This window comes from Flavobacterium magnum (genome assembly GCF_003055625.1).
GTDB lineage: Bacteria > Bacteroidota > Bacteroidia > Flavobacteriales > Flavobacteriaceae > Flavobacterium > Flavobacterium magnum.
Genome location: NZ_CP028811.1, coordinates 714007 through 740530 on the forward strand (window position 1 = coordinate 714007; position 26524 = coordinate 740530).

Below are 26524 nucleotides of genomic sequence, written 5' to 3' on the forward strand. Positions count from 1 at the left end.
GTCAGGTATTGTAAAATCTGTTCTACAAAACCGGTCTTGTTGGCAATAGGAATTCAAGTTTTGTCCCTTTGCCGGGTGCGGATTGGACCTTCATCATGCCGCCAAGCTCGAGGGCCCGCTCCTGCATGTTTTTTAGGCCGAGTCCTTTACGAATTTGATTTGTATCGAAACCGATGCCGTTGTCCTCGACCACAATACGGATCATTGTCCCCTGCTTTCCCAAGTGCACCACGACCTTGTCGGCCTGTGCGTACTTAACGATGTTTTGCAGCGCCTCCTGAAGTATACGGTACAATTGGACTTTGGTTTCAATCAATACCGAATCCCAATCAACGAAATCCTCAGTTTCAAGATAAAAACGGATGCCTGAATGTTGCTCCAGGCCTGAAAAGATTGTCTGGATGACCTCTGAAAAATCGGTATGGCCTGACAATGGAGAATCCAGGTTGTACGCAATGCTGCGGATTTCCTTTTCAACATCCTGTATCCTATCTATAAATGTCAGGGCATGCTGTATCGTCTCCTGATCCTGCTTCCGGCGCAGCGCAAACAGGTTTAACCGGATGGCAGTGAGTTGCCCCATGACGCCATCGTGTAATTCGCGGGCGATACGTTTCTTTTCCAGTTGGCGGCCTTCGTCGCGCTGCTGCTGCTGGGTAATCATCAGGCGGTAGATCTCCTCATTGGCTTTCTGTTGCTCTTGGACCAGGCGGAGTTCGCGGTTCTTCGCCGCCTGAGTACGGATAACAAAAATAAAGGCACCGATCAGGATGATACCAAGGACGATATAAGTTAGGGTTTTGCGTTGTTCGACCAAGTTGGCTTTGTCGGTGGCTAGCTGGTCGGTTTCGTATTCGATACGACCTAGCTTGTTTCGAACTTGGCGTTCAGCGAGCTGTAAACTGTCTGCAATCTTAATGTATTGCTCCGAATAATCCGACTTTCTTTTAGGATCTGATAATGACATTTGTTTCAGAGACGTCAAGATGTCCTTAGGAATACGATTCTCTTTTGCAAGTAGATAAGCTTTTGTAGCAAAATCCCTGGCCTTTAAAGTGTCACTTTTTTCAAGGTAAAACTCCGACAAGTTCAGGTTGCAAGCGATGATATCTGGCGCAAATTTCAAGCTGTCTGCAATCTTTAAAGCGGCGTAATATAATTTAGGTAGCTTACTAAAATCGTTCAGCTTGAACATAGAATAGCCAATGTTATATTTCAAATTACCAAAAAGCAGTGGATTATCTGCGTATAAATTCTCTTGCTGAAATGACTGATTGAAATACTCCAATGCTTCTTTATACTTGTGTTTCTTTTGATATAATGCTCCTAAGTTGTTTAACGTAGTGGCTTTTGCTTGCATAGAGCGCGATACATTACCAGTGCTTGCAATTTGGAGAGCCTTTTCATAGTATTCAATCGACTTACTGTACTCTGCTAGCTCATCGTAGATAATACCGAGAATATTAGTCCCTTGGTACCGTAAATCCTCATCATTTTCTTTTTGAAGAAGTTTTAAAGCTTTAAAAACGGATTTTTCACTGCCTACAAAATCCTTTTCATTTAACTGTATTATTGCCTTATTTATTACAACTTTGGCTGTTTTTGCGTACTCTTTTTTTGCGCTGTATAGCTGTTCCGCATCAAAGTAATATGAATATGCTTTCTCAGAATGGAATTTTTTTCCAAAATAATCCCCTAGATATTCATCCGCCTTCGCAAGGCTTAATGTGTCTCTAGCCTCGTTCGCTTTTGGAATAATAAGTTCAACAGTACTTTTATAATCTTCCAACGCATTCATGTTGAAAAATCTATTAGCAACTTTAAAATAATTAACGCGGGTGAGCGAATCGTTGTCGTTTTTAGAAATAGTTGACAGTATTTTTTCGGCGTATTGGTGCCTTTTTGAAAAAACGATTTTGTCGTCGTTTGCTAAATCAAACAGAATTTGCAAACTATCCGAATTTTCAGGAAGTTTTTTTAAATGTGCTTTTTTATCACATCCGATTAAGGATATAAAAAAGACAGCTATAAGAGGCAATAAGTATTTACTTTTCAAGGTAGTAGAATTCAATCCAAAAATAGTAAAAAGTAAATACAAAAAAAGGCTATCAAAATTGATAGCCTTTTTATTATATTTTAAGATCTATTTAATCTTGTTTTTTAGTGCCTCCAGCATTTTTAGCTGGTTCAATCATTGAAGCCAATAAACTAGTGTTTTTTGATTTCTTAACTTCAGCCTTCCCATTAAAAGAAGTCAAACCTACTACGGCTACCATAACAGCCATAGCTTACAAAAACACTATAATGCCTCGCTATTTCCGTCAGCACGTCCCGCAACCGGCAATACAAAATCGAGATTCGTCCCCTCTCCCGGCATGGTCCTGACCGTCATCGTACCTCCAGACCCATTGATACGCGAATGCATGTTGAGCATGCCAATGCCTTTCTTCTTTTTGGTATAGTTAAAGCCTATGCCATCATCGGAAACCGTCAGCACAATGTTGTCTTCAACCTGCCTGAAGGTTACCGTTACCTTGGCGGCCTGCGCATGCTTGTTAACATTCTGGAAGGCCTCCTGCAGGATGCGGTACAGGTTGATCTTGGCGAGGCTGTCCACACTGGCCCAGTCAATCTGCCGGTCGATGTCGATAGTGATGGCCGCCTTACAGACAGTACGTTGCGTGGCGATGAAATTTGTAACCATCTGGACGAAGTTATTGGCCACCGCCTGCTTTTCCGAGTTCAGGTCGTGCGAAATCTCGCGCAGTTCCTGCTCGAGTGTCTTGAGTTCGTCTATATAGGCCGTGCGTTCCGTATGGGCCTCCCTGCCGTCCCTGTCATTGAGCAGCCCGAGGTGCATGCGCGTCCCGAACAACTTGCCCAGCACCCCGTCATGGATTTCCTGTGCGATACGTTTTTTCTCTGCCTGCCGCGTTTCCTCGACCTGCTCCTGCTGGGTAATCATCAGCCGGTAGATCTCCTCATTGGCGGCCTGCTGTTCCTGCACGAGCCGGAGTTCGCGGTTTTTCGCCGCCTGAGTACGGATAACAAAAATAAAGGCACCGATCAGGATGATACCGAGGACGATATAGGTTAGGGTCTTGCGCTGCTCGACGAGGTTGGCTTTCTCGGTTACAAGTTCGTCAGTTTCGTATTCTATACGGCCGAGTTTGTTTCGGGTTTGGCGTTCGACTAATTGAAGACTGTCATTTATTTTGATATATTCATCAGAATAAAAAGCCTCCTTTATCGGGTTTACATTTGACAATTGTTTAAGGGAGTTTAAAACATCTTTCGAATTGCTGTTTGCTTTTGCCGTAGAATATGCTTCAGAAGCAAAATTGAATGCTTTTAGAGTGTCTTTCATCTCTAGGTAATATTCCGAAAGATTTAACTTACAAGCGATTATGCTGGGGGTGAATTTTAAACTATCTGCCAGATGCAGAGACTCATGGTAGAGTCCGGGCAAATGAGTGTAATTTTTCATCTTAAATTCTGAGTATCCAATATTATATTTGAGGGCAGCATATAAAAGAAGATTGTCTGAATACAGATTTTTTTCCTTTAATGACAGATTGAAATATTCAAGCGCTTTCTGGTATTTCTGTTTTTTTTGATTCAATGCGCCGAGGTTATTTAAAGTTGTTGCCTTAGCCTGAATATCTGAAGAAACGTCACCTGACTTTGCAATTTTTAAAGCCTTTTCGTAATATTCGATTGATTTGTTGTACTCAGCTAACTCATCGTAAATAATACCCAAAATATTGTAACTTTGATACATTAGTTCCTCATCACTAGTTTTCTTTAAAATCTTTAGTGCCTTAAATGCGGATTTTTCACTGCCAACAAAATCTTTCTCATTTAATTGAATAATAGCTTTGTTCAGAACCACTTTAGCGGTGCTAGAGTATTTTTCCTTTGATATATATAATTTTTCAGCCTCTAAATATGCCGAATACGCTTTTTCCGACTGAAATTTTTTTCCAAAATAATCACCTATATACTCATGGGCTTTCGCTATGCTAAGAGTATCATTCGCCTCTATTGCTTTCGGCAAGAGAATTTCAACTGTTCTCTTATAATCTTCTAGCTTATTCATGTTGAAAAACCTGTTTGCCACCTTAAAATAATTAACCCTATTCATCGAATCGTTTTTCTCTTTCGAAATAATTGATAAGGCTTTTTTAGCATACTGAAAACGCTTTTTAGACGGAACGGAATCGTCATTAGCAAGGTCGAAGAAAATTGCGAGACTATCTGAACGCTCGATGGTTGATATCGGATTCTCACTCTTATTACAGCTTAAAACTGATAAGATAAAGAGAATAACGGATAGAAGTAAAAAATGTTGGTTTTTCAAGTTAAATCGGATTCTAATCAAAAATAGTAAAATCTGAATATAAAAAAAGGCTGTCAAAATTTTGACAGCCTTTTTTGATAAAGTATGTAAATATCAGTCAGGTTTCTTTGTTCCTGTCGCAACCTTTTGCGGATCACCTTTCAATTCGGCAAAAAGTGCTTTCCCTTTTTCGTCTTTTCTAACCTCTTTCCCATTAAAAGAAGTCAAACCAACTACTGCTACCAGGACAATTGCTACGATTAAGATAATTTTTTTCATGATGTTCAATTTAGGGGATGTTATTAATTTTTTTCTGTTTGTTCAAATCGATGGTGTAAAACTACGGGGATTCGTACAAAAAGGCTTGCGTAGAAATACCTGAATATGTAACTGGATGCCTTACAGGTGTGGATGGATGGTTTTTGAGAGGATTTGACTTACAGGCATTTACCCAAAATAAGGCAAAGGGCGTCAATTCATGTTGTCGAGGTTCAGGTAAATCTTGCTCAGCTCCTTGTTCTCGTTGGTCGTGATCAGGTGGATCAGCATGTCGACATTCTTTTTATAGGATTTCGAGAACGGGATCTGCACTTTGCTGTTCTTGAGGTAACAGACGTTATTGCCCAGGTGGATCCGCGATACGTGGTTGATGTTGATAATGTACGAATTGTGTATCCGGATGAATTCCGACGGCAGCGTGGTTTCGAAATGTTTCATCGTCTTGAATGCCGTGACCATATCGCCATTGGCCATATAAATGTCGGTCGAGTTGTTGTCGGCCTTCGCATAGACAATGTCCTCCATGTCGATGAAGCGGTAATCGCCATACGATTTGATGCAGAGCGTCGTGGGCAGCGCCTCGGTGCCACGCTCAAACTTGATCAGCGTCTTGCGCAGCTCATGGATCCCCAGCGGCTTTACGAGGTAATCGAACGCCTCATGCTTGATCGCCTCATAGGCCATGTCCTTGCCCTTGGTGAGCACGACGATTTTTGGCATCAGCTTTACGAACCGGAACAGCTCGTTGATGAGTCCCAGCGACAGCCCGTTCTTCTTGTATTTCGGCTTGATTTCCATCACCACGAGCTTTGGCTTGTGCTCCAGGATCAGGTTGACCCCATCCTCATAGGTCGATGCCGTCCCGAGCAGGAAGTAGTTCGAAAACTCGTCGAACAGGGACTGGGTCCTGGCCACGCTTTCGGGATCGTCGTCGATAATGATGTAGGAGTATTTCATTAACCCACTAAAGTACGTTGTGCCGCAGTCGGATACAACGGGCGGAATGGGTAGTTACCAACAAGTTATAAACGGCGCAGTCTGTAACGGTGTGATTTTTTTTAGTGCCCGTCCGGCGGTTTCATCCGGGCGAAGACAACCGCTATCGATTCCTGCCCTGCTCCCCCGGATACAGCATGGGCAGCGGGTCGCTCTGCCAATACGCCTTGGTATCTACGTCCATTACGGTCAATGGCCCCCTGAATGCTGCGCCGGTATCGACATTCCAGACACACGCCTTGTGCACCGGCACCGTCATCCCGATGCGCGTCACGGGGGTGTGCCCGATGAAGACTTCCTTGTAGAGCGTAAAGCGCTTGGGGTACAGCGGGTGGCCGCGCTCCATCGTAGGGTCGAGCGCGAGCGCCGTTTCCCAAAGCGTGCGTTCCCAAAAAAACATTTTCGGGAAATATTCAAACGCTACGCCATTGAGGTTTGTAAACCCCGCGTGTACAAACAGGCGATTCTCGCCGTCGAGGTAGTAATTCTCGAGTTTTTCAAGGAACGAGGCGTGCTGTTGCTTTTTTGCTTGCGAGACCTTCGCGTAGGCATTCACCGTGGCCTCGCCGCCGTGCTGGTACCAGAGCAGGTTGTCGTCATGCCCGTGCAGCCATTCATAGAGCAGCGCATCGTGGTTTCCGCGGATGAATACGCACTCGTTGGTTTGCGCCAGCGCCGTCAGCAAATCGAGTACCTGCGGCGATTCGCTCCAGCCGTCGACATAGTCGCCAAGGAAAATCAGCTTGTCGGCGGGGGTAACGCCTGCACGCTCAAATGCCTGCTGTACCGCGCGCAGCCCGCCGTGTATGTCGCCTATGACCAATGTTCTCATGTTTTAAAAATACGGAAAGTGACTCGTGGTTTCGAAAATTTAACATTTGCTGTGGAAAATGCGTAACGTAGTGTCAACATTCGGTAATAAGTTGGATGCGTAATATTTATATTTGACGAAATTCCATCACTTGAAAAGAGTACTTCAAATAATGTTGTTGATTTGCGTCTCATGTAATCACACGGAGAGATATCGGGCATACGGTTATAATGATGATAGTCTAAAATTATATCTCGAAAAAGCAAATAGTGAATTGTTACCATTTGACGTACGATTTAAATTTAATTCTAAAGCATTAAAAATCCTTTCTTCTAAAATCAATGATTCTTTAAATAGAAAATTTTATTTTAAAGTTGCAGCGAGGTTTTGGAATATGAATGAATTGGACTTGTATAAGCAAACATGCGAAAAAATACTTCAGTTATCTCAAAAAGCTGGTGATAGTCAAAATACGGCAAAGGCTTATAAATTCTTGGGCGACTATTATTCTAACAAATATATGGTGGAGTTAGCTTATAAAAACTACTTTAAAGCTGAAAAGCTTTATTTGGCGCTAAATGATTATGCGAATGCTGCACGGGTCACTTTAGAAAAAGGTTCATTGCAATTTAATAGTGGTGATTTCTTGGGGACAGAAAAAACCGCTTTTCAAGCGTTGAAGTATGTAAGTCCAAATTCAAATGCCTTTGTTGAATATAATTCTTACAAATTGCTAAGTATCACTTATTGTGAACTGAAAGATTTCGACAGGGCCTTAAAATTTCAAAACTCTTCCTTTAAGTACATTAGTACATTCGCTAACCATTCCGAAGAGCGCGCCAGATGGTTGAATAATCTCGGATATATTCAACAACGTTCCAAAAAGTACAAAGAGTCCATAAAGACTTTCGAAATGGCTTCAAAATTGAGGATTTATTATGATAATCCCATACTGTATGCCACCATAAAAGAGAATCTTGCCATGTCCAGATTAAAGACAAAGAATTTCGCGAATTTACCAGCATTACTCTACGAAGCTTTAAAAATAAAGGATAGTCTTAATTATTATCCTGGCATAATAGGGTCCAATTTAAATTTATCTGAGTATTACACCCTATCGAACGACATTCCAAAAGCAATATTTTTTGCTAACCGCGCGTATGAAATAGCCAGTACGCATAACTTAAAGCGTGAAATGTTGCCAATAATTCACCAGCTCGTCATTTTACAGCCAGGGAAAGCTACTGAATTATTGGATATGTATAGTGTAGCCGATGACAGTCTGCAGCTGGCGGATCGAAAAAACGCCAACAAATTCGCCCGCATCGAGTTCGAAACAGACAACCTCATCCAACAACAAAAACAACTCAAGGCCGAAAATGCTAAAAAAGACCAGAAACTTATGATCGTAGCAGGACTGTTCGGACTTGCCTTCCTGTTGATGATCATCACCTACCTGCTGAACCGCCAGCGACTCAGGAATCGCGAGCTCGCCATCCTCCGCCGCCAGCAGCAATCAGAAAGCGAGTTGTACGAGCTGCGACTCGCCCAGCAGCAGCAGCACGATGAAGGCCGTCAGCAGGAAAAGAAACGCATCGCACGCGAACTCCACGACGGTGTGATGGGCAAACTCTCAGCGATTCGCATGAACCTTTTTGTATTGAGCAGGAAAAACGACCCGGAAACCATCCGGAAATCCCTCGCGCACATTGACACGCTTCGCGAGGTAGAGCAGGAAATCCGGGACATCGCGTACGATCTTGGCCGAAAAGCCTTCAGTGAGGGCAATGACTTTATTCCCGTCGTACGCAACATGCTGCAAACCGCCGAAGCTGCAACAGGGATGCAAACCACCCTGATCTCAGATGAAAAAATCGACTGGCAGCGATTCTCCAACAATACTAAAATGCAACTTTACCGCATCCTCCAGGAAGCCATCCAGAATATTGTGAAATACGCCGAAGCCACATCCATACGCGTCACGTTGAACCAGTTGGGTGACAATCTTCGTATGGAAGTGCATGATGACGGTAAGGGCTTCGAAAAGAAAAACACCAGAAAAGGCCTTGGACTCCGAAATATGAAGGAACGCGCCCGCGAGCTGCAAGGCAAACTAAAAATTGATTCCCGGCCGGACTTCGGCACTACAATAACAGTGAATTTCCCATTAACCGTTAAATAGCTGCGTATGCTCATCCGTATTTTAATGATTGACGATCACCCTTCCCAAATCGAAGGATACAAAGTAATTCTCAGTCTCAACGATTTTGGATACGAGATTGAAACTACAGCCGTTTACAACAGCGAAAATGCCTATGCGCTCATCACCCATCCCGCACAAACAGGAAGATTTGACGTTGCATTTATCGATTTAAGCCTGCCGCCATTTCCTGAGAAAAACATCCATTCAGGAGAGGACCTGGCGCTGCTTGTCCGCCGGCATTGGCCGAAAACCAAGATCATCATGATCACTTCGCATGCAGAGGCATTCATTTTGTACACGCTCATCAGGAAAATTGCGCCGGAAGGGCTGATGGTCAAAAGTGATTTCAACGGCGACGGACTCCTGAAGGCCTTCGGTTTGATTGTTTCCGGAGAACAATATTACAGTGACACCGTCAATTCCGGCGTTAAGGAACTGTTATCGCGACAAAAATACCTGGACGATGTCAACCGCGAAATCATTACGCTGCTGTCACAAGGTGTCAAAATGAAAAATATGCCTGAAATCCTTGGCATATCCAAAAGCGCGATTGAAAAAAGGAAACAAATCATAAAGGACTATCTGTGTATTGAAAAAGGAGAGGATGAAGACATCATCCGGGAAGCAAAAAGACTTGGTTTTATATAATTTAACATTTGGTACGGAAAATCCGTAAAAGTCTGATTAGAAAAGCATATAGCTTTACGATATCAAATTACTGCAGTACGTTTGACAATGTAAATTTTTATAAACTTTTAATTAATCATTACCATGAAAAAATTAATTTTATCTCTATTCGCCACATGCATGCTTACACTAACCGCCAATGCACAGACCAAATTTGTAAAAATGGAGCTGCCATCGTTCAGACAGAGTCCGGCAGGTTCCTCAGAAACAATCATTTATGACGTGTCTTTTAAAACCAAAGACGGTAAAACCGAGAAGGGTCAAATGAAATTTGTAGTGCCTGACGAAGGCAACGGCTTAATCAGTCTGGAGTTTTCAGACAATATGATCAGAAACACGACGGTTACCACAAATTATTTTGTTGTCAACGCAAATAAACTCAGCGATGACACCGCCGAAGGGAAAAGCCTTTCGGATTGCTTAACCGAATGCAAAAAGACCTTTACCAACCCAGACGGCACAAAAATTAAGGGACGGGGAAAGTGTAAAGCTGATTGCTGGTTTAATGCAAGTGAAAAAATACTTCCTGCAATTATCACATTGATTCAAATATTAGGCTAAAAACTTCAACGCCAATCTTTTCAAAAAAGATTGGCGTTTCTAACAAATGAAATATGAGAAAAATAACACTGTCCATGCTAATTATTTCCGTGTTAACATCATGTGGGAAGATGGCGACAAAGTTTATGGTAAATAACTACAATGGAACCTTCATGGTTTGGCATTATACAAATGGAATTAAGGATGTTCAATTTATTCCGATGTCTCATATTAATAAATCCGAAAAGTTTGATAGAATCAAACAAATTACTGACTCACTCAGAGAAAATGGATACGTAGTTTATTATGAAAACGTAAAGCTCAAAAATTCCGAAGACTTCGCGCATAATGACACTGTAAGTCGAAAATTCCGAAAGATTGTCGGAATAGTGCCCGGTGATTATTCGGATAAAACACAGGATGCCTATAAAAATCTTGCGTTAAAAGGTTATGTAATGCAGACTGCAACAAACACCGGTATTGACAGCAAAAGAGATATTCAGGCCGACTTATCTGTCGATACGCTCGTTTCCATGTATGAGAAACAACGCGGAAGAATAGTGCTAGAAGGTTGCGATTGGTCAACTTCGTTTTCAGATAGATACAATTGCCACAAGTTAAATATCAGCGATCAACAATTTATGGTGGTTACGTTGAGGAACCGCCATCTAGCTAACTTTGTTACGCGTTCTAAACATAAAAAAATTGCTATTATGTATGGTGCAGAACATCAGAAAAATTTCGAAAACGATTTGAAGAAATTTGATGCAAATTGGCACTTCGTTCACAATAACCCATTGATAAGGTGGTAGATTATCCAAGATTCATCAATATGAGCACTGTCTTAATTTAACAATAACTACGCCACAACAAAATCAAAATTTCCACGCCATGAAAACCCTTTTTTGCCTTTTGATAATCATATTTCCTTCCTTCTCCTATCCCCAATCCGACCTCGACAAAACCCTCAAAGCCGGGGAGTTATTACTCGGGGGCCTCAGCATCCTGAAAGTCGCGAAGACGGACCCTAAGAAAGACAGCAGGACCATCGAAAGTGTCTGCGTCAAAAACAAGCTGGCCGAGAAGATCACCTTCCGGCTCGAAGGGAAAGACAGCCAGGACAACGACATCAAAAAAGAGATGGTCGTCCAGAACGACGGCAAGGAATGCGTGTTCAACCTGCCTAAAGGAATCTACACTTACGAAGTCGTACTCGCCAGCAAGGATATCTATAAAAGGGGCGAATACAAATTCGAAGACGATGTGATCATTACAATAAAGAAGGAGTGACATCTTTCCGTTATTTTTATACAATCAGAGCCGGGACATTGGTCCCGGCTTTTTAAAACAGCTGATATGAAAAAAATGGTTTTTTTGCACTGGCCGCGTTCACCCTGTTGTCCTGCGGCAAGATGATGACCCGCATGGTCGTCAGCAACTACAACGCCACCTTCCTGGTGTGGCATTTCAGTGATGGCGAAAAAGACGTCCAATTCGTACCGATGTGCCATGTAAACCGGCCTGAGCGGTTTGCGCGGATCAAAACCATCGTCGACTCGTTCCGGACCAAAGGGTATACGGTCTACTACGAAGGCGTGTCGATGTCGGAGTCGATCGACAGTGTACAGAAAGATCTGGCACTGCGCAAATTCCGCACAATCATCGGACTCGTGCCAAACCACTACGCCGACCCGAACAACAAAAGCACCCAACAGTTTGCAGTTAAAGGCTACGTCAGCCAGACAGATGAAAACGTGGGTGTACATAAGGCTACCGACATTAATGCAGATTTGCCCATCAACGTACTGGTCGGCCTGTACGAAAAGGAAAAAGGCGAAATCATCCTGTCCGAGTGCGATTGGAAAACCAGACTGGATGAAAAATACCATTGCCGGAAAACTGACAGTGACGCCATCGAAACCCTGGTCCTGCAACAGAGGAATGAACACCTGGCCGGGCTGGTGGCCAATGCGCCACAGACGAAAATCGTGATCCTTTATGGCGCCAGGCACGAGCGGGGTTTTGAGTCCTACCTTCAGAAACACAATCCAAAATGGGAGCGTGTAAGGGACACCCACCTGATCCGGTGGTAAGACAGGAAACAGAGTGGTAGGCCCTGCGGCGTTAGGATCTTTCCTGCTATTTGCTTTTCTAAAAAACGCCATTTTTTCTTACCTTGCGCAAGGCAACACAGTCGGTAAACTGCTGCACAATTACCGCCGGCATTGGTGGATTGACAAAAAGGAAAGATTATGCCCGCAAAAATAACCAGGTTATACCTCATCCCCTCGCTGATCATCCTGGCGGCGCTTGCGCTACGCATCCTATATTACTACTTCTCCCTTGGGAGGGGTAAACGCTATCCCGAGCTTGACGACGCCTCCAATGATTTCCTGCTGCTGGCGCTAATATCGTACGTCATTGTAAACCGAATCGTTACAAACGCAGAAAAGCAACAGAAATAATGTCAGGCGGGTTCGCCGATCTTTTGTGTTAATTTTTCGTTAGGGCCGTGATTTCTTTTTTCAATCTTTCGTTATTTTACCGCCCGAAATGAGAGCGCTATACGCCATAGTCACTTTTTGCCTTTTCCTGCTATCCGGCGGGAACGGCGCACATGCGGCCGCACAATTGCAGGGCAAACACTTCGCTGAAGCTTCAAAACCGACGGCATCAATCCAAAAATTCAGCTCGGGAGAATCCGAAAAGAACCTGTTCGAGGATACGGACAGGGATGCTGACGAGGATTTTTCGGGTTCTGGCACGGCAAAGGACAACACTCCTGCGCGATCGTTAGCCCACAGGCCCGATCTGTACTACCTGCATACCACAGCACCCGTTTCGCTTATAAAGGCCTCTCACGGCGCGCGAAGCCTTACCCCTCCGGGCATTATCTGCCACGCCCCCATTTACATTACATTCAGGGTATTACGGATTTGAGACAGGATTCCGGCAACAAGTTTCAATCTGATGAAACGCCTGCCGGCCTGTACTGATTTATCTTAAATCCAACTCATTAATCCCCGTATTCATCAATACTATGACCAGAAATGTAATGCTTTCAGGCTTTATGGCCGTGTGCTGCGCCGTGGCGTGCACCACTAAAAAAGAAGAAAAAGAAGAAACCGGCAGGTTTACCGTAACCAGCCCGGTAGTGATAGACACTTCGTTTACAAAGGAGTATGTCTCCCAAATCAAATCGGTGCGCAATATTGAAATCCGCGCGCAGGAAAAAGGTTACCTCCAAAATATTTATGTCGATGAAGGCCAGTCTGTGCAGGCCGGCCAACTGCTGTTCCGTATCATGCCGCAATTGTACCAGGCTGAATTATTGAAGGCTGAATCCGAGGCGAAAGCCGCCGCCATCGAACTGCAGAACGCAAAAACCCTGGCAGACAAGAATGTAGTATCCAAAAATGAGCAGGCAATGGCCCAGGCCAAACTCGACCAGGCAAGGGCCGAAGTGTCATTGGCCAAACTGCATTTGGGCTTTACCGAAATCCGGGCGCCGTTTGCGGGTACCATCGACCGCATCCCGCTAAAGCTCGGCAGCCTGATCGATGAGGGCGAACTGCTCACGAGCCTCTCAGACAACAGCCGGATGTTCGCCTACTTCAACGTGTCGGAACCGGAATATATCAGCTACCAGACCGATATAAAAGACCGCGGCAACAATGAAGTTGGATTGCTTTTGGCCAACAACGAACCTTTAAAATACAAAGGAAAAGTGGAAGTCATTGAAGGCGAATTTGACAATGAAACCGGTAACATCGCTTTCCGCGCGGGCTTCCCAAATCCTGATAAATTGCTCCGCAATGGCGAAACGGGCAAGGTCATGATGACCGTTCCGGTGAAAAACGCGCTGATCATCCCACAGAAAACGACTTATGAGATCCAGGACAAGATGTATGTCTTTGTTGTGGATAAGAACAATACGGTAAAGTCACGCGAAATCACCATCAAAGGGGAGCTTCCCGATCTATATATAGTGCAAAGCGGCATTTCCGCAACCGACCGCATACTGCTTGATGGCGTACAAACGGTAAAGGATGACGACAGGATCCGGTTTACTTATGTGCAGCCGAAGGAAGTCATTTCGCACCTGAGACTCAAAGCAGAATAGCATTAACTCCCTAAAAAATTTAAGCCATGTTTAATAAATTTATACAGCGGCCGGTGTTGTCCATCGTGATATCGCTGATGATATTGTTTTTGGGAGCGATTGCGCTGGTACAGCTGCCGGTGACGCAGTTCCCGTCGATTTCGCCGCCAAAAGTAAATGTGACCGCGGAATATCCGGGCGCAAACAACGAATTGATGACCAAATCAGTCCTGATCCCGCTGGAGCGCGCCCTCAACGGCGTCCCCGGAATGAAATACATCGCCTCAGATGCCGGTAATGACGGCGAGGCTTCCATACAGGTGATCTTTAATCTCGGTACCGACCCAAATCAGGCGTCACTGAACGTTCAGAACCGTGTCGCGTCGGTGGTGAACAAACTGCCGCCGCTCGTCGTGCGCGAAGGGGTCAAGATCACGCGCGAGGAATCGAATATGCTGCTGTATGTGAACCTGTACAGCAAGGATCCGGGCGCAGACCAGAAATTCCTTTATAATTTTGCCGACATCAATGTGCTTTCCGAATTGAAAAGGGTCGACGGTGTGGGCGACGCCGACATCCTTGGAAACCGCGAATATGCGATGCGCATCTGGCTCAAGCCGGACCGAATGCTTGCATACAAAATTTCTGCCGATGAAGTCATGGAGGCACTGGCCCAGCAAAGCCTCGAAGCCTCGCCCGGAAAAACCGGTGAAAGCTCGGGCAAAAGATCGGAAACATTCGAATACGTGCTCAAATACCCGGGCCGGTTTACGACCAAGGCGCAATACGACAACATCGTCATCAAGGCGAGCCCGAACGGCGAAATCCTGCGCCTTAAGGATGTGGCGAACGTCGAGTTCGGCAGCTCGATGTACGACATTTACTCTAACCTCAACGGGCGGCCTTCTGCGGCCATCGTACTCAAACAATCCTATGGCAGTAACGCCAGCCAGGTGATTAAGGATGTAAAGGCAAAACTGGCCGAAATCAAGGCGAGTTCATTCCCTAAGGGCATGGATTATGAAATCAGCTACGATGTGTCCAAATTCCTCGATGCATCGATTGAGAAGGTGCTGCACACGCTTGTTGAGGCATTCCTGCTCGTCGGACTCGTCGTGTTCCTGTTCCTTGGCGACTGGCGTTCTACGCTAATCCCGGCCATCGCCGTACCGGTGTCGCTCGTCGGGACGTTCATCTTCATGTCCTATTTCGGTATTACGCTTAACCTCATTACGCTGTTCGCTTTGGTTTTGGCAATCGGAATTGTAGTAGATAACGCGATTGTCGTGATTGAGGCCGTGCATGCCAATATGGAAACAAAACACCTCAAGCCTTTAAAAGCCACCAAAATGGCGATGCATGAAGTGAGCGGCGCCATCATCGCAATCACGTTCGTAATGGCGGCGGTGTTTATTCCCGTGGCGTTTATGTCAGGCCCGGTCGGGATTTTCTACCGGCAGTTTTCCATCACGATGGCCACGTCCATCATCCTGTCCGGAGTGATCGCACTCACGCTCACGCCCGCATTGTGCGCGATGATGCTTAAGAATACGCATGGGCAACCGCGTAAAAAGACCCCAATGAACCGGTTGCTCGACGGATTCAACAATTGGTTCAACAGGCTTACGGGAAGGTATACGTCGCTCCTGGGCAGGATTGTAAACCGCCGCGCGCTGACATTGGGCATGCTGATGGCTTTCTGCGCAGGCATCTATTTCCTGAATAATTCGCTCCCGACAGGGTTTATACCCAACGAAGACCAGGGCATGTTTTATGCCGTGATCCAAACCCCGCCCGGTGCGACGCTCGAACGGACCAATGAAATTGCGGAAAAACTCCAAAAAATAGCGCAGGGCATTCCCGATGTGAAATCGGTGTCGTCGCTGGCGGGTTACGAAATCCTGACAGAAGGTACCGGCGCAAACTCGGGTACCTGCCTCATCAACCTTAAGAGCTGGGAAGACCGAAGCCATTCGGCACAGGAAGTCATCGAGGAGTTGGAAAAAAAATCCAAAGACATCGCCGGCGCCACCATCGAATTCTTCCAGCCTCCCGCCGTTCCGGGTTATGGCGCGGCAGGCGGATTTGAATTGCGGTTGCTTGATAAGGCCGGTTCGGGCGATTACAAAAAAATGGAAACGGTCGGCAACGACTTTGTACGGGAACTCAACAAGCGCCCCGAACTCTCTTCGGTATTCACTTTCTACAGTGCCAGTTTTCCGCAATACATGCTGCACATTGACAACGACATTGCCCAGCAGAAAGGGGTTACTATTGAAAATGCCACCAATACGCTGGCGACTCTGGTGGGGAGTAACTACGAGATCAGCTTCATCAAGTACGACCGACAGTACAAGGTCATGGTGCAGGCATCACCCGAATACCGCGCGCTGCCTGAAGACATACTGAAATTGTACGTCAAGAATGACCGCGATGAAATGGTCCCGTTCTCAGCATTTATGAAAATGGAGAAAGTCTATGGCTTGTCTGAGATCACGCGCCACAATATGTACAATGCCTCCGAAATCAGCGGGCAGGCCGCACCGGGCTACTCCAGCAGCCAGGCCATCAATGCGATCAAAGAGGTGGCCGAAAAGAAACTGCCGCGCGGTTTCGGTATTGACTGGGCCGGAATTTCGAAGGACGAGGTCGGCCGTGGGAATGAGGCGATTTACATTTTCCTGATCTGCCTTGCCTTCGTATACCTGATCCTGGCGGCGCAGTATGAGAGCTTTATCCTGCCGCTCACGGTAATCCTGTCGCTCGTTGCGGGGATTTTCGGAGCCTATTTATTGCTCATGCTCTGCGGTCTCGAGAATAATATTTATGCGCAGGTCGCCATGGTCATGCTTATCGGGCTGCTCGGGAAAAATGCGGTACTGATTGTGGAATTTGCCGTACAGCGGCACCGTGGCGGCGATTCGGTATTCAAAGCCGCGATCGAAGGGTCGGTAGCGCGTTTCCGTCCTATCCTGATGACCTCATTTGCGTTCGTAGCCGGACTGATCCCGCTCGTCTTCGCTACCGGTCCGGGTAGGGTGGGTAACCGTACAATCGGATCGGCGGCGCTTGGCGGCATGCTGATGGGTACGATTTTCGGGGTTGTCATCATCCCTGGACTGTACTACATTTTCGCTACCATTTCCGAAAAAACCAAATTCGTAAAAAACGAGGAAGAAAATCCATTAACAGAAGAAATCGACCACAATGTATAAATCCAGAACATATTACCTCATCACAATCGCACTCTGCCTTGCAGTTACCGGCTGCAAGGCACCCGCTATCCCGATGGAAGAAAGCCAAACTGCGTTGCCGCCCTCTTACAACACGAGTTCAGATACCGTCAATACAGCGGGCAAGCCGTGGAAACAATTTTTCACTGACAAAAATCTGGTGGCACTGATTGACATCGCGCTGCAAAACAATCAGGAACTCAAAATTACCCAACAGGAAATTGAGATGGCGAAGAATGACGTCCGCGCGCGCAAAGGCGCAATCCTGCCAACCGTAGGGATCAAAGCGGCGGCGGGTGTGGAAAAAGTAGGCCGCTATACCAGCCAGGGGGCGGGTGATGCGTCCACTGAAATTACACCCGGACGCGAAATGCCTGACCCACTGACCGATCTGGCGCTGGGCGCTTACGCAAACTGGGAAGTCGACGTCTGGAAGAAACTGCGCAATGCTAAAAAGGCTGCCGTGAGCCGATATCTCGCGACCGTGGAAGGTAAAAATTTCGCAGCGACCCATCTGATCGCCGAAGTCGCCGAGTCGTATTATGAGTTGCTTTCACTGGACAGCCGGCTCGACATCGTGCGCCGGAACATCGCGTTGCAGAATGACGCGCTGGACATCGTACGGGTACAGAAGGAAGCCGCGCGCGCCACCGAGCTCGGCGTCCAGAAATTCCGTGCCGAGGTAGCCGCTTCCAAAAGCATGGAGTACGATATACTGCAGGAGATTAAAGAAACCGAGAACCGGATCAACTTCCTGTTGGGCCGTTTCCCGCAGGAAATCACCAGGGACAAGCCGGAATTTACCACGCTGCAAATTACAGGCATCAACTCGGGAATTCCCGCACAATTGCTCCAAAACCGTCCTGATATCCGGCAGGCCGAGCTCGAGCTGGCCGCGGCAAAACTCGATGTGAAAGTCGCGCGCGCCGAGTTCTACCCGTCGCTCGATATCTCCGCTTCGGTGGGGTTGCAGGCGTTCCGTCCATCATACTTCCTGAAGTTCCCCGAGTCGGTTTTGTATTCGCTCGCCGGTGACATCGCCGCGCCGCTGATCAACCGCAATGCGATCAAGGCTGAATTCAGCAGTGCCAACGCCCGTCAGCTGCAGGCGCTTTACAACTACCAACGCGTAGTCCTGAACGCTTACCTGGAAGTATCGAACCAGCTTTCGAAAATCGAAAACCTGCAGAAAAGCTTCTCCTTGCGGTCAGAACAGGTGGCGGCACTCGACGCCTCGATAGACATCGCGAACGACCTGTTCAAATCAGCACGCGCTGACTATTTTGAAGTATTGATGACGCAGCGTGATGCCCTGGAATCAAAGTTGGAGCTGATCGAAACCAGGAAAGAGCAACTCAACGCCGCGGTGCATATGTACCGGGATTTGGGCGGGGGTTGGAAATAATCTGAATGTGTAAAAACCGGCAGCGATGTCGGTTTTTTTTACTATTCTCCAAAAAGGATGACTAACTCCGGGGGAGCTGTAAACCGTCGGCCATCTTCGCGAACACGAAAACACGCAACTGGCTTTACTCTCCGCCCTTATCATACTTCATCTTGCGCAAGATCCGCAACGCTTCCTTAAACGACAGGTATACTTTAGGAAAAGGTTTCAGTACCAGTTTGGCATCAATCAGTTTCTGCTTTGCCTCCTCAAAGCCATTGAGGTAACAAATCATGAAGGTTGACGGCAGGTTTTCCAGATCGCGCCGGTCGCGGTCCGTCAGTGGCAATCCTTTTTCCAGCTGCTGTATCAGCGAGAGGTTGGCATTATAGATATGATACAGCATCTTGCGGTTAAATTCAGGCGGCTGGAACAGCATTTCCCGGTCGATGCGGTAATAGCCGTTGTCATAAAAATGGATCGTCAGTTTTTCCAGCGGGTAATAGCTGGTCTTGTCGTTCAGCCCCAGCGGCACAAATTCGGTGATCGTAAAGGTATTGTCATCAAAAGTGATATCGACCTCATCCTGGGCTGAGTAGAACAATTTGACCTGCTCATTGATCAGCTCGATGTCGACACGCGAAAGGTACGTCTTATCGCGGACCCGCTTTGGGATGCCTGCCCAGCAGATCACGAACAGTTCCTTGAAAACCCGATACTTCGGCGCCATGTCCGGATGCCTGAAATTCATGAAGTCAATCACGCCGTCAAGCGTATACCCGATGCTGTTGCGCGAATTGTTTTCAATCCCGACCACCGTTTCAGCATTCTGGTAACTCTTTTCCGCGATGCCGTCCACGGGAACCGAATTGCTGCCACGGCGTATGAAAATGCTATTGGCAGGGATCGTGTGGATGCCTTTTTTGAAATAGGACGTCTTATTGTTAGGCCTGATCGTCACCAATCCCACCACGCGGTCCTTGGGCAAACTCGGGAACGGCACATTTTCATACTGTATGCGTGGCGGATGTTCGAGGAAAGCGTTCACGAGGTTCTGGATGCGGCTGTCATCAAAGAAATCATCGCCCACAATCTCGTTATCGTGGTCTTCCACACCCACTACGATATAGGAATTGTTTGTCGGGTTCGAGTTCGACAGCGCGCAGATGTGCTTCAGGAATTTTGCCTTGCCCTCGCGCGAATGCAGGTTCAGCTGCCTTTTTTTGTCATAAAAACTGCTCTCGTCGTTGTGCGCGAGCAGGTTCTTGATCAAAAGGCGTTTGTTTATCATAATTATTTTTTGGGCGTTGCCTCCGGCCGGGCTATCGGCTTTATCTTTTTTAATGGCGCGTGTATCCATAAATGCACGAGCGGACCATTAAAAAAGGATACCGCCTCCATCCCTAACGCGGCACGGGTTACAGGGAGGGATTTCATACCCTGATCCCGAATGCGTTTCAATCCCTCTTCGAAATCGTTGCGGTCGCCTGCGCGGTCGGTGTCACCACCACGTCGCCAATATTGACATGGTAAGGACGCGTGACCACAAAAAGGATAATGTCTGCGATATCTTCGGGACGCAACGGGGTGAAGGCCTGGTAGACCTGCGCGGCCCTCTCAGTATCACCTTTAAAGCGCACTTCGCTGAACTCTGTTTCGACCATGCCCGGGTGGATAGCGCCCACCCGGATGCCATGCTGCACCAGGTCGATACGCATCGCTTTGTTCAATGCATCCACGGCATACTTCGTGGCGCAATATACGTTGCCGTTTGGATACACCTCTTTTCCTGCAATCGATCCGATGTTGATGATGTGCCCGCTGTTTCGGGCGGTCATCCCGGGGATTACCGCTTTGGAAACATACAGCAGTCCTTTCACATTGCTGTCGATCATGGCGTCCCAGTCGTCGAGGCTACCCGACTGTATCGGACCCAGTCCGTGTGCGTTTCCGGCGTTATTGACCAGGATATCGATGGTGGCGAAAGCCTCGGGCAATGAATGAATCTGTTGCAGCACGGCCTCCCGGTCACGCACGTCAAACTGCAATGTGTACACCTGGGTTTTCCCGGAAAGTTCGGCCTGTAGTTCCTCAAGCCGGTCTTCCCTGCGGCCGCAAAGGACCAGCCTGATCCCGTTTTCTGCAAATAGCCTCGCGGTAGCCCTTCCGATGCCGCTTGTCGCACCGGTAATTAATGCTGTTTTCATTGATTTGTTTTTATTTTTTTTAAGGTGAGTAACCTGGATAATCTAAGGCACGTCAGTACCCATGCTCTCGGCCCAGATGGCAAACCAATCTTCGCGTTCGAGCTTCAACTCCGACGCCGCCATCAACGCGCGGATGCGCGCAACATTCACTGTCCCGGCTACGGGAATGACGCCCGCCGGATGCTGCATGACCCATGCCAGGAGCAAAGTATCGGCACCGTAATGATACTTGTCCACGAGCGTCGCAAACAGTTGCTTTAACCGCCGCGTCTGCCCATTGTCTTCCCTGAAAACTGTCCCTAACGGGTTCCACGACATGGGCCGGATCTGGTGGATCTGCATGTAATCGAGGCTGCCGTCGAGCATGGGTTCGAAATGGGTGGCTGAAAACTGTATCTGGTTGTAACTGACGCTGGTTTTCTGACGGATCAACTCAGTTTGCGAGGCGGTGAAATTCGAGAGGCCGAAATCGATAATCTTGCCCTCGGACTGCAGTCTTTCGACCGCTTCGGCAATCTCATCGGCTTGCATCAGCGGACTGGGGCGATGCAGCAGCAGGACGTCAACGTAATCGGTGTTGAGGTGCTTCAGTGACTGTTCCACCGACCACACGATATAATCCCTGTCGTAATTGTAATGCTTGATTTTATTGTCACGGTTTGGGGAAATATGCTGGATACCGCATTTGGTAACCAGTTGTATTTTCTCCCTGGGAATCCGCGATTGTAAAAATCCTTCGCCGAATGTCGCTTCGGTGGTATAAGAACCATAGATGTCGGCATGGTCAAACGTGGTAATGCCCTGCTCTGCACACAGATGAATCATGTGTGCCATCTCAGTCGCAGTGAGGTTTTTGTCCCAGATTCCCCAATTCATGGTTCCGGCAACAATGGGTGATAATTTGGTCTTGTTCAAGTCGTTGTTTTTAGGATTGACACTGCCCGTTTTCAGGGCGCTGAGACCCGTTCGGATAAAGTTCTTAAAAATATAAAAACAAAATCACAAATCATCCTTAAATGCAGGGGTTTGAAAGAATTTTTAACCATTTTTTAACATCCTCAAACTGAAAAAAAATTCAATTTGCACCGTCAAAATTATCTGACCAATCCAAAAGCTACAAATATCAAATTATGGAAGAAAATACTGCCGCTTTAGACATCAGGGCGATCAATGAGAAAATTGAAAGGGAGAGCGCTTTTATCGAACTTTTGAACCTGGAGATGAACAAGGTCATCGTAGGCCAGAAGCATATGATCGAAAGGCTGCTCATCGGGCTGCTCGGACAGGGGCACATCCTGTTGGAAGGTGTTCCGGGACTTGCCAAGACGCTGGCCATCAATACGCTGTCGCAGGCGGTACAGGGCTCGTTCAGCAGGATCCAGTTTACGCCCGACCTTTTGCCTGCGGATGTTGTCGGTACGATGATTTACAACATAAAATCCAACGAATTCTCAATAAAGAAAGGACCTATATTCGCCAATTTCGTACTCGCAGACGAAATCAACCGTGCCCCTGCAAAAGTCCAATCGGCGTTGCTCGAGGCCATGCAGGAAAAGCAGGTCACCATTGGCGACACCACTTTCAAGCTCGACAAGCCGTTCCTGGTACTGGCTACGCAAAACCCGATTGAGCAGGAAGGTACCTACCCGCTGCCTGAGGCGCAGGTTGACCGTTTCATGCTGAAAACCGTCATCGACTACCCGAAAATGGAGGAAGAACGCCATGTTATCCGTCAAAACCTCAGGGGCGGTTTCGAAAAAGTCAACCCGGTGGTCTCTGTAGACCAGATCCTGCGTGCGCAACAGGCCGTACGCGAGGTTTACATGGATGAGAAAATAGAGAAATACATCCTCGACATTGTCTTCGCCACAAGATACCCTGAAAAATACAAACTTGAGAACCTGAAACCGCTTATCGGTTTTGGCGCGTCTCCGCGTGGCAGCATCAACCTGGCCAATGCAGCGAAATGCTATGCCTTCATCAAGCGTCGCGGCTATGTGATCCCGGAAGATGTGCGCGCAGTGGTGCACGACGTATTGCGTCACAGGATTGGGGTAACTTACGAAGCGGAAGCCGAAAACATCACATCGGTAGACATCATTAACAAGATTGTTAACGAAGTCGAGGTCCCTTAATATTTGTTCAAAGTTTACTGTTTCAAGTTCAAAGTTGACACAATGCGCAGAAACCTTAAGCCTTAAACTTTAAACATCCCCAATGGATACAAAAGAGCTTTTAAAGAAAGTCCGTAAGATAGAGATTAAGACCCGCAGGCTGAGCGACCACATTTTTTCGGGAGAATACCATACGTCGTTCAAAGGGCGCGGTATGACCTTCTCAGAAGTGCGGCAGTATCAGTATGGCGATGATATCCGTGCTATTGACTGGAATGTCACGGCGCGCTACAACGAGCCTTACGTCAAGATTTTCGAGGAAGAGCGCGAACTTACGATGATGCTGATGGTCGACATTTCCGGCTCTGAGAGTTTTGGTACCAAAAGCCAGTTTAAAAACGAGATCGTGACTGAGATTGCAGCCACGTTGGCGTTTTCGGCAACACAGAATAACGATAAAATCGGGTTGATCCTTTTTTCGGACCAGATTGAATTGTACATCCCTCCAAAAAAGGGAAAATCTCACGTGCTGCGCATTATCCGCGAATTGATAGAATTCGAGCCGAAAAGCCGTAAAACCGATATCGCCCAGGCGCTGCGCTTTCTTTCGGGTACGCAAAAGAAAAAAGCGATCGTATTCCTGATATCTGACTTCATGTCCGATGATTTTGAGCAGCCTTTAAAAATCGCTTCAAAAAAGCACGACCTCACCGGCATTCGTGTGTATGATCCGCGGGAGGAAAAAATGCCGAACATCGGAATGGTCCCAATGACAGATGCCGAGACCGGCAACCTGCAATTGGTTAACACAGGGTCAAAATCGGTGCGGACCGCGTATGAAAAATACTATGCGGGCAAAGTGGCCTACTTCAACGAAACCTTCCGCAGGTGCGGCTCAGGCGTAGTAAGTACCCGTGTGGACGAAAGTTATGTCACCCGTTTGCTTGGATATTTTAAATCCAGGAGTTAATTTCCCGATCCCAAAAATGAAAAAAAACATTCTTTCCCTGATTCTTTCCCTCGCCGCACTGGCCGCGTTCCCTCAGCAGGGTAAAATCACGACGGGCATCGATAAAAAGAAGCAGAAAATCGGGGCCCAGTTTAACCTGACATTAAAAACCACCGTCGATACCACCGCAAAAGTGGTGTTCCCGAAAGCACCAAATTTCGGGTCCATGATGGTGATCCGCGATGAAAAACCGGATACGGTAAAAAAGGGCGCGCGTTATGAGTTGGTTAAAAAATACGGGCTTACGCAGTTTGACAGCGGCAGTTACCTGATTCCGAAACTTAAGGTGCTCATTAATAAGAAACCTTTTTTTTCGGATTCTCTGCGGGTGGAAGTGGCTAACGTAAAGGTAGACACGCTTAAGCAGGGACTCTACGATATCAAACCGACCATCCAGGTGGAAACGCCGCCAAAAAGCTGGTGGTGGTGGTGCCTCGCCGCGGCAACGCTGATCGTAATCGCCGGCGCATTGGCTTATTATGTATTCGGGTTGTTTAAAAACAAGAAGATACAGGAGGACGTTTATAAGACGCCGATTGAAAAAGCGACGTCGTTGCTCAAGAATCTTGAAAACAAGCAATTGTGGCAAAAAGGAGAGGTGAAATCCTATTATTCGGAACTCACGGATATTGCAAGGAACTACATTGAAGAGGAAATCCACATCCCTGCGATGGAAAGCACCACCACAGAACTGATCGAAGCGCTACGCAAAGTGGCAAACCAGAAGAAAATGACCTTGTCGCAGGATACGTTCATCAATCTGGAAAAAGTATTGAAGCAGGCCGATCTCGTCAAATTCGCCAAATCAAAGCCCCAGGATTTTGAAATCCTCGAAGATAAAAAACGTGTTGAAAGCTCGATTGTCCTGATCCACAAGGCCGTCCCGGAAGAAGTCATTGAAGAAGATACGAGCGAACTGGACGAACTGATGAAGGCCAGGCTGCTCAAAAAGAAGAAACGTAAAAATGCCATTGTTGCGGCAGCCTCGATTCTGGGTGTGCTGGTCGTTTCCCTGGGGATACTCATCAGTGTCAAAGGCCTCGATTATGTGCTGGACAACACGTTCGGGCATCCGACAAAGACCTTGCTTGAGGGCGAATGGATTACCAGCGAGTACGGCAACCCCGCCATCCAGGTGCAAACGCCTGAAGTGCTGAAAAGGATCAATGCGAAAGATTTCCTGCCCAAAGACGCCATGCAGCTGATTAAGGATATGCAGACATTCCAATACGGCAATATTTACTCGGATTTCGGCATCATGGTTGCGACAAATACTTACAAAGACAATGCTGACGGCAAGCAGCCTGAAATCAACCTGGACAACGCCATCGAAGGGGAAATCAAGTTATTTGAAAAGAAAGGTGCCCAGCGCATTACGGTATTTAAGGAAGATTATACGGATAAGGACGGCTCCGTCGGCATGAAAGCTTACGGTACTTACATACGGGTAGATGCCGAAAACCGCAAGAGCATCAAGATGGCATATGAAATGATTTATTTTCACCAGGGCAATGGTTTGCAGAAAGTAATTGTCGTGCATCAGGAAGACGATAAGTATGCCAAGCCGCTTACGGATAAGCTCATGAAATCTGTAGAACTTATAACCGAAACGCCATGATGAAGGACATTTCATTTCTGAATCCCGAATTATTATGGCTGCTGACAGTCATTCCGGTGCTCATTGCCTGGCAAATCTGGCAACGGAGGCAATTGCAGGCGTCATTGAAAATCAGTTCACTTAAAGGGTTCGCGCAGGCAGGTTCGTTTCTCCCGAAATTAAAACCGCTGCTCTTTGTGTTCCGTTTGTTGGCCATCGCATTAATTATCGTGGGGATGGCGCGGCCGCGGAAAGTGGATATCAGCAGCAAAACCAAGACAACCAAGGGTGTAGATATCGTGCTGGCGATTGACGTGTCCGGCAGTATGCTTGCGCGGGATCTTAAGCCCAACCGACTCGACGCATTGAAGAAAGTGGCTTCGGAATTTGTGAAGGAACGCCCCAATGACCGCATCGGACTCGTATTGTATGCTTCAGAAGCCTATACGAAAATGCCCGTAACAAGCGATAAGGAGGCGGTGGAAAAAGCATTATCTGAAGTGCGGTTTGACCGGCAACTTCAGGACGGAACAGGAATCGGGATGGGATTGAGCACCGCAGTAAACCGCCTCAAAGACAGCAAGGCCAAAAGCAAAATCGTAATCCTGCTCACCGATGGGGTGAACAACGCCGGTTTCATCGAGCCGGAAACGGCCTCTGATATCGCGAAGGAATTCGGGATTAAAGTGTATACGATTGGGCTCGGGACCAATGGGATGGCAGAATCGCCGTACGCATACGCTGCAAATGGCGCTTTGCTTTACAAAATGGCCCAGGTGGAAATCGACGAAAGACTGATGAAAAGCATCGCCGGAAAAACCGGTGGGAAATATTTCCGTGCAACGAGCAACAGCAGGCTGAAAAGCATTTATGATGCCATCAATAAATTGGAAACCACGGAAATACAGGAACTTAAATTTTACGATTATGACGAACAGTTCAGGCCGTTAATCTTGATCGCCTTTGGGCTGCTGTTCGCAGAAATCTTACTCAGGAAAACCGTTTTCAGGAGCTTTATTTAAT

General features: G+C 46.9%; 23 protein-coding genes. 15 read left to right on the forward strand and 8 right to left on the reverse strand.

All coding sequences use genetic code 11. The features are described from left to right. Nucleotides 1-22 precede the first annotated feature (22 nt). The 5 genes from HYN48_RS02805 to HYN48_RS02820 form a co-directional block, all read right to left on the reverse strand. Nucleotides 23-2056 carry an ATP-binding protein gene (locus tag HYN48_RS02805; RefSeq protein ID WP_108369686.1) on the reverse strand — a complete coding sequence of 678 codons (2034 nt, stop codon included), beginning with the start codon at nucleotides 2054-2056 and terminating at the stop codon, nucleotides 23-25. Between the two features lie 243 nt (nucleotides 2057-2299). Further along, entirely contained in the window at nucleotides 2300-3367 is a 1068-nt protein-coding gene (locus HYN48_RS02810; protein ID WP_245945976.1) for a sensor histidine kinase, read from the reverse strand. Between the two features lie 1086 nt (nucleotides 3368-4453). Continuing rightward, nucleotides 4454-4618 (reverse strand): hypothetical protein, encoded by a 165-nt coding sequence (locus HYN48_RS15260; protein ID WP_181248512.1) that lies wholly within the window; start codon nucleotides 4616-4618, stop codon nucleotides 4454-4456. Between the two features lie 192 nt (nucleotides 4619-4810). Next, nucleotides 4811-5575, reverse strand: a complete 765-nt coding sequence (locus tag HYN48_RS02815; RefSeq protein WP_108369688.1) for a LytR/AlgR family response regulator transcription factor — start codon at nucleotides 5573-5575, stop codon at nucleotides 4811-4813. Nucleotides 5576-5717: 142 nt separating this feature from the next. Then, the gene (locus HYN48_RS02820) at nucleotides 5718-6446 is read right to left on the reverse strand and encodes a metallophosphoesterase family protein (RefSeq protein ID WP_108369689.1); all 729 of its coding nucleotides are present in this window, start codon (nucleotides 6444-6446) and stop codon (nucleotides 5718-5720) included. A gap of 253 nt (nucleotides 6447-6699) precedes the next feature. On the opposite strand from HYN48_RS02820, the gene HYN48_RS02825 reads away from it, so the two are divergent. From HYN48_RS02825 to HYN48_RS02875, 11 genes are all read left to right on the forward strand, one after another. Beyond that, entirely contained in the window at nucleotides 6700-8607 is a 1908-nt protein-coding gene (locus HYN48_RS02825) for an ATP-binding protein (protein WP_181248513.1), read from the forward strand. 6 nt (nucleotides 8608-8613) lie between these two features. Further along, nucleotides 8614-9276 (forward strand): response regulator, encoded by a 663-nt coding sequence (locus HYN48_RS02830; RefSeq protein WP_108369691.1) that lies wholly within the window; start codon nucleotides 8614-8616, stop codon nucleotides 9274-9276. Nucleotides 9277-9399: 123 nt separating this feature from the next. Beyond that, nucleotides 9400-9876, forward strand: coding sequence for a hypothetical protein (locus HYN48_RS02835; protein ID WP_146171708.1), 477 nt, complete (start codon nucleotides 9400-9402; stop codon nucleotides 9874-9876). Between the two features lie 53 nt (nucleotides 9877-9929). Continuing rightward, on the forward strand, nucleotides 9930-10667 hold the full coding sequence (locus HYN48_RS02840) for a hypothetical protein (RefSeq protein WP_108369693.1): 738 nt from the start codon (nucleotides 9930-9932) through the stop codon (nucleotides 10665-10667). 79 nt (nucleotides 10668-10746) lie between these two features. After that, on the forward strand, nucleotides 10747-11145 hold the full coding sequence (locus HYN48_RS02845) for a hypothetical protein (RefSeq protein WP_108369694.1): 399 nt from the start codon (nucleotides 10747-10749) through the stop codon (nucleotides 11143-11145). Between the two features lie 122 nt (nucleotides 11146-11267). Next, complete coding sequence (locus HYN48_RS02850; protein WP_108369695.1) at nucleotides 11268-11948, forward strand: hypothetical protein; 681 nt, start codon at nucleotides 11268-11270, stop codon at nucleotides 11946-11948. Nucleotides 11949-12107: 159 nt separating this feature from the next. After that, nucleotides 12108-12320 (forward strand): hypothetical protein, encoded by a 213-nt coding sequence (locus tag HYN48_RS02855; RefSeq protein ID WP_108369696.1) that lies wholly within the window; start codon nucleotides 12108-12110, stop codon nucleotides 12318-12320. Between the two features lie 88 nt (nucleotides 12321-12408). After that, on the forward strand, nucleotides 12409-12795 hold the full coding sequence (locus HYN48_RS02860; protein ID WP_108369697.1) for a hypothetical protein: 387 nt from the start codon (nucleotides 12409-12411) through the stop codon (nucleotides 12793-12795). A 100-nt stretch (nucleotides 12796-12895) separates the two neighbouring features. Further along, nucleotides 12896-13978 (forward strand): efflux RND transporter periplasmic adaptor subunit, encoded by a 1083-nt coding sequence (locus HYN48_RS02865; RefSeq protein ID WP_108369698.1) that lies wholly within the window; start codon nucleotides 12896-12898, stop codon nucleotides 13976-13978. Nucleotides 13979-14004: 26 nt separating this feature from the next. Beyond that, entirely contained in the window at nucleotides 14005-17172 is a 3168-nt protein-coding gene (locus tag HYN48_RS02870) for an efflux RND transporter permease subunit (RefSeq protein ID WP_108369699.1), read from the forward strand. Next, nucleotides 17165-18595, forward strand: a complete 1431-nt coding sequence (locus HYN48_RS02875; RefSeq protein ID WP_108369700.1) for a TolC family protein — start codon at nucleotides 17165-17167, stop codon at nucleotides 18593-18595. Before HYN48_RS02870 ends, HYN48_RS02875 begins: the two co-directional genes overlap by 8 nt. A 124-nt stretch (nucleotides 18596-18719) precedes the next feature. On the opposite strand, the gene HYN48_RS02880 is transcribed toward HYN48_RS02875, so the two are convergent. The 3 genes from HYN48_RS02880 to HYN48_RS02890 all read right to left on the reverse strand — a co-directional run bounded on the left by HYN48_RS02880 (nucleotide 18720) and on the right by HYN48_RS02890 (nucleotide 21696). Then, a complete protein-coding gene (locus HYN48_RS02880) occupies nucleotides 18720-19865 on the reverse strand; it encodes an ATP-binding protein (RefSeq protein WP_108373308.1) in 1146 nt (381 codons plus the stop codon). Between the two features lie 166 nt (nucleotides 19866-20031). Further along, a complete protein-coding gene (locus tag HYN48_RS02885; protein WP_108369701.1) occupies nucleotides 20032-20781 on the reverse strand; it encodes an SDR family NAD(P)-dependent oxidoreductase in 750 nt (249 codons plus the stop codon). Between the two features lie 42 nt (nucleotides 20782-20823). Next, nucleotides 20824-21696, reverse strand: coding sequence for an aldo/keto reductase (locus tag HYN48_RS02890; protein ID WP_108369702.1), 873 nt, complete (start codon nucleotides 21694-21696; stop codon nucleotides 20824-20826). A gap of 215 nt (nucleotides 21697-21911) precedes the next feature. Between HYN48_RS02890 and HYN48_RS02895 the strand changes: the two genes are divergently transcribed. The 4 genes from HYN48_RS02895 to HYN48_RS02910 all read left to right on the forward strand — a co-directional run bounded on the left by HYN48_RS02895 (nucleotide 21912) and on the right by HYN48_RS02910 (nucleotide 26523). Continuing rightward, nucleotides 21912-22916, forward strand: a complete 1005-nt coding sequence (locus HYN48_RS02895) for an AAA family ATPase (RefSeq protein ID WP_108369703.1) — start codon at nucleotides 21912-21914, stop codon at nucleotides 22914-22916. A gap of 82 nt (nucleotides 22917-22998) precedes the next feature. Further along, nucleotides 22999-23865, forward strand: coding sequence for a DUF58 domain-containing protein (locus tag HYN48_RS02900; protein WP_108369704.1), 867 nt, complete (start codon nucleotides 22999-23001; stop codon nucleotides 23863-23865). A 16-nt stretch (nucleotides 23866-23881) separates the two neighbouring features. Continuing rightward, nucleotides 23882-25522: a hypothetical protein gene (locus HYN48_RS02905; protein WP_108369705.1), complete on the forward strand. Its 1641-nt coding sequence runs from the start codon at nucleotides 23882-23884 to the stop codon at nucleotides 25520-25522. Continuing rightward, complete coding sequence (locus tag HYN48_RS02910) at nucleotides 25522-26523, forward strand: vWA domain-containing protein (RefSeq protein WP_108373310.1); 1002 nt, start codon at nucleotides 25522-25524, stop codon at nucleotides 26521-26523. The genes HYN48_RS02905 and HYN48_RS02910 overlap by 1 nt, the downstream gene beginning before the upstream one ends. The last annotated feature ends 1 nt before the right edge of the window (nucleotide 26524 follow it).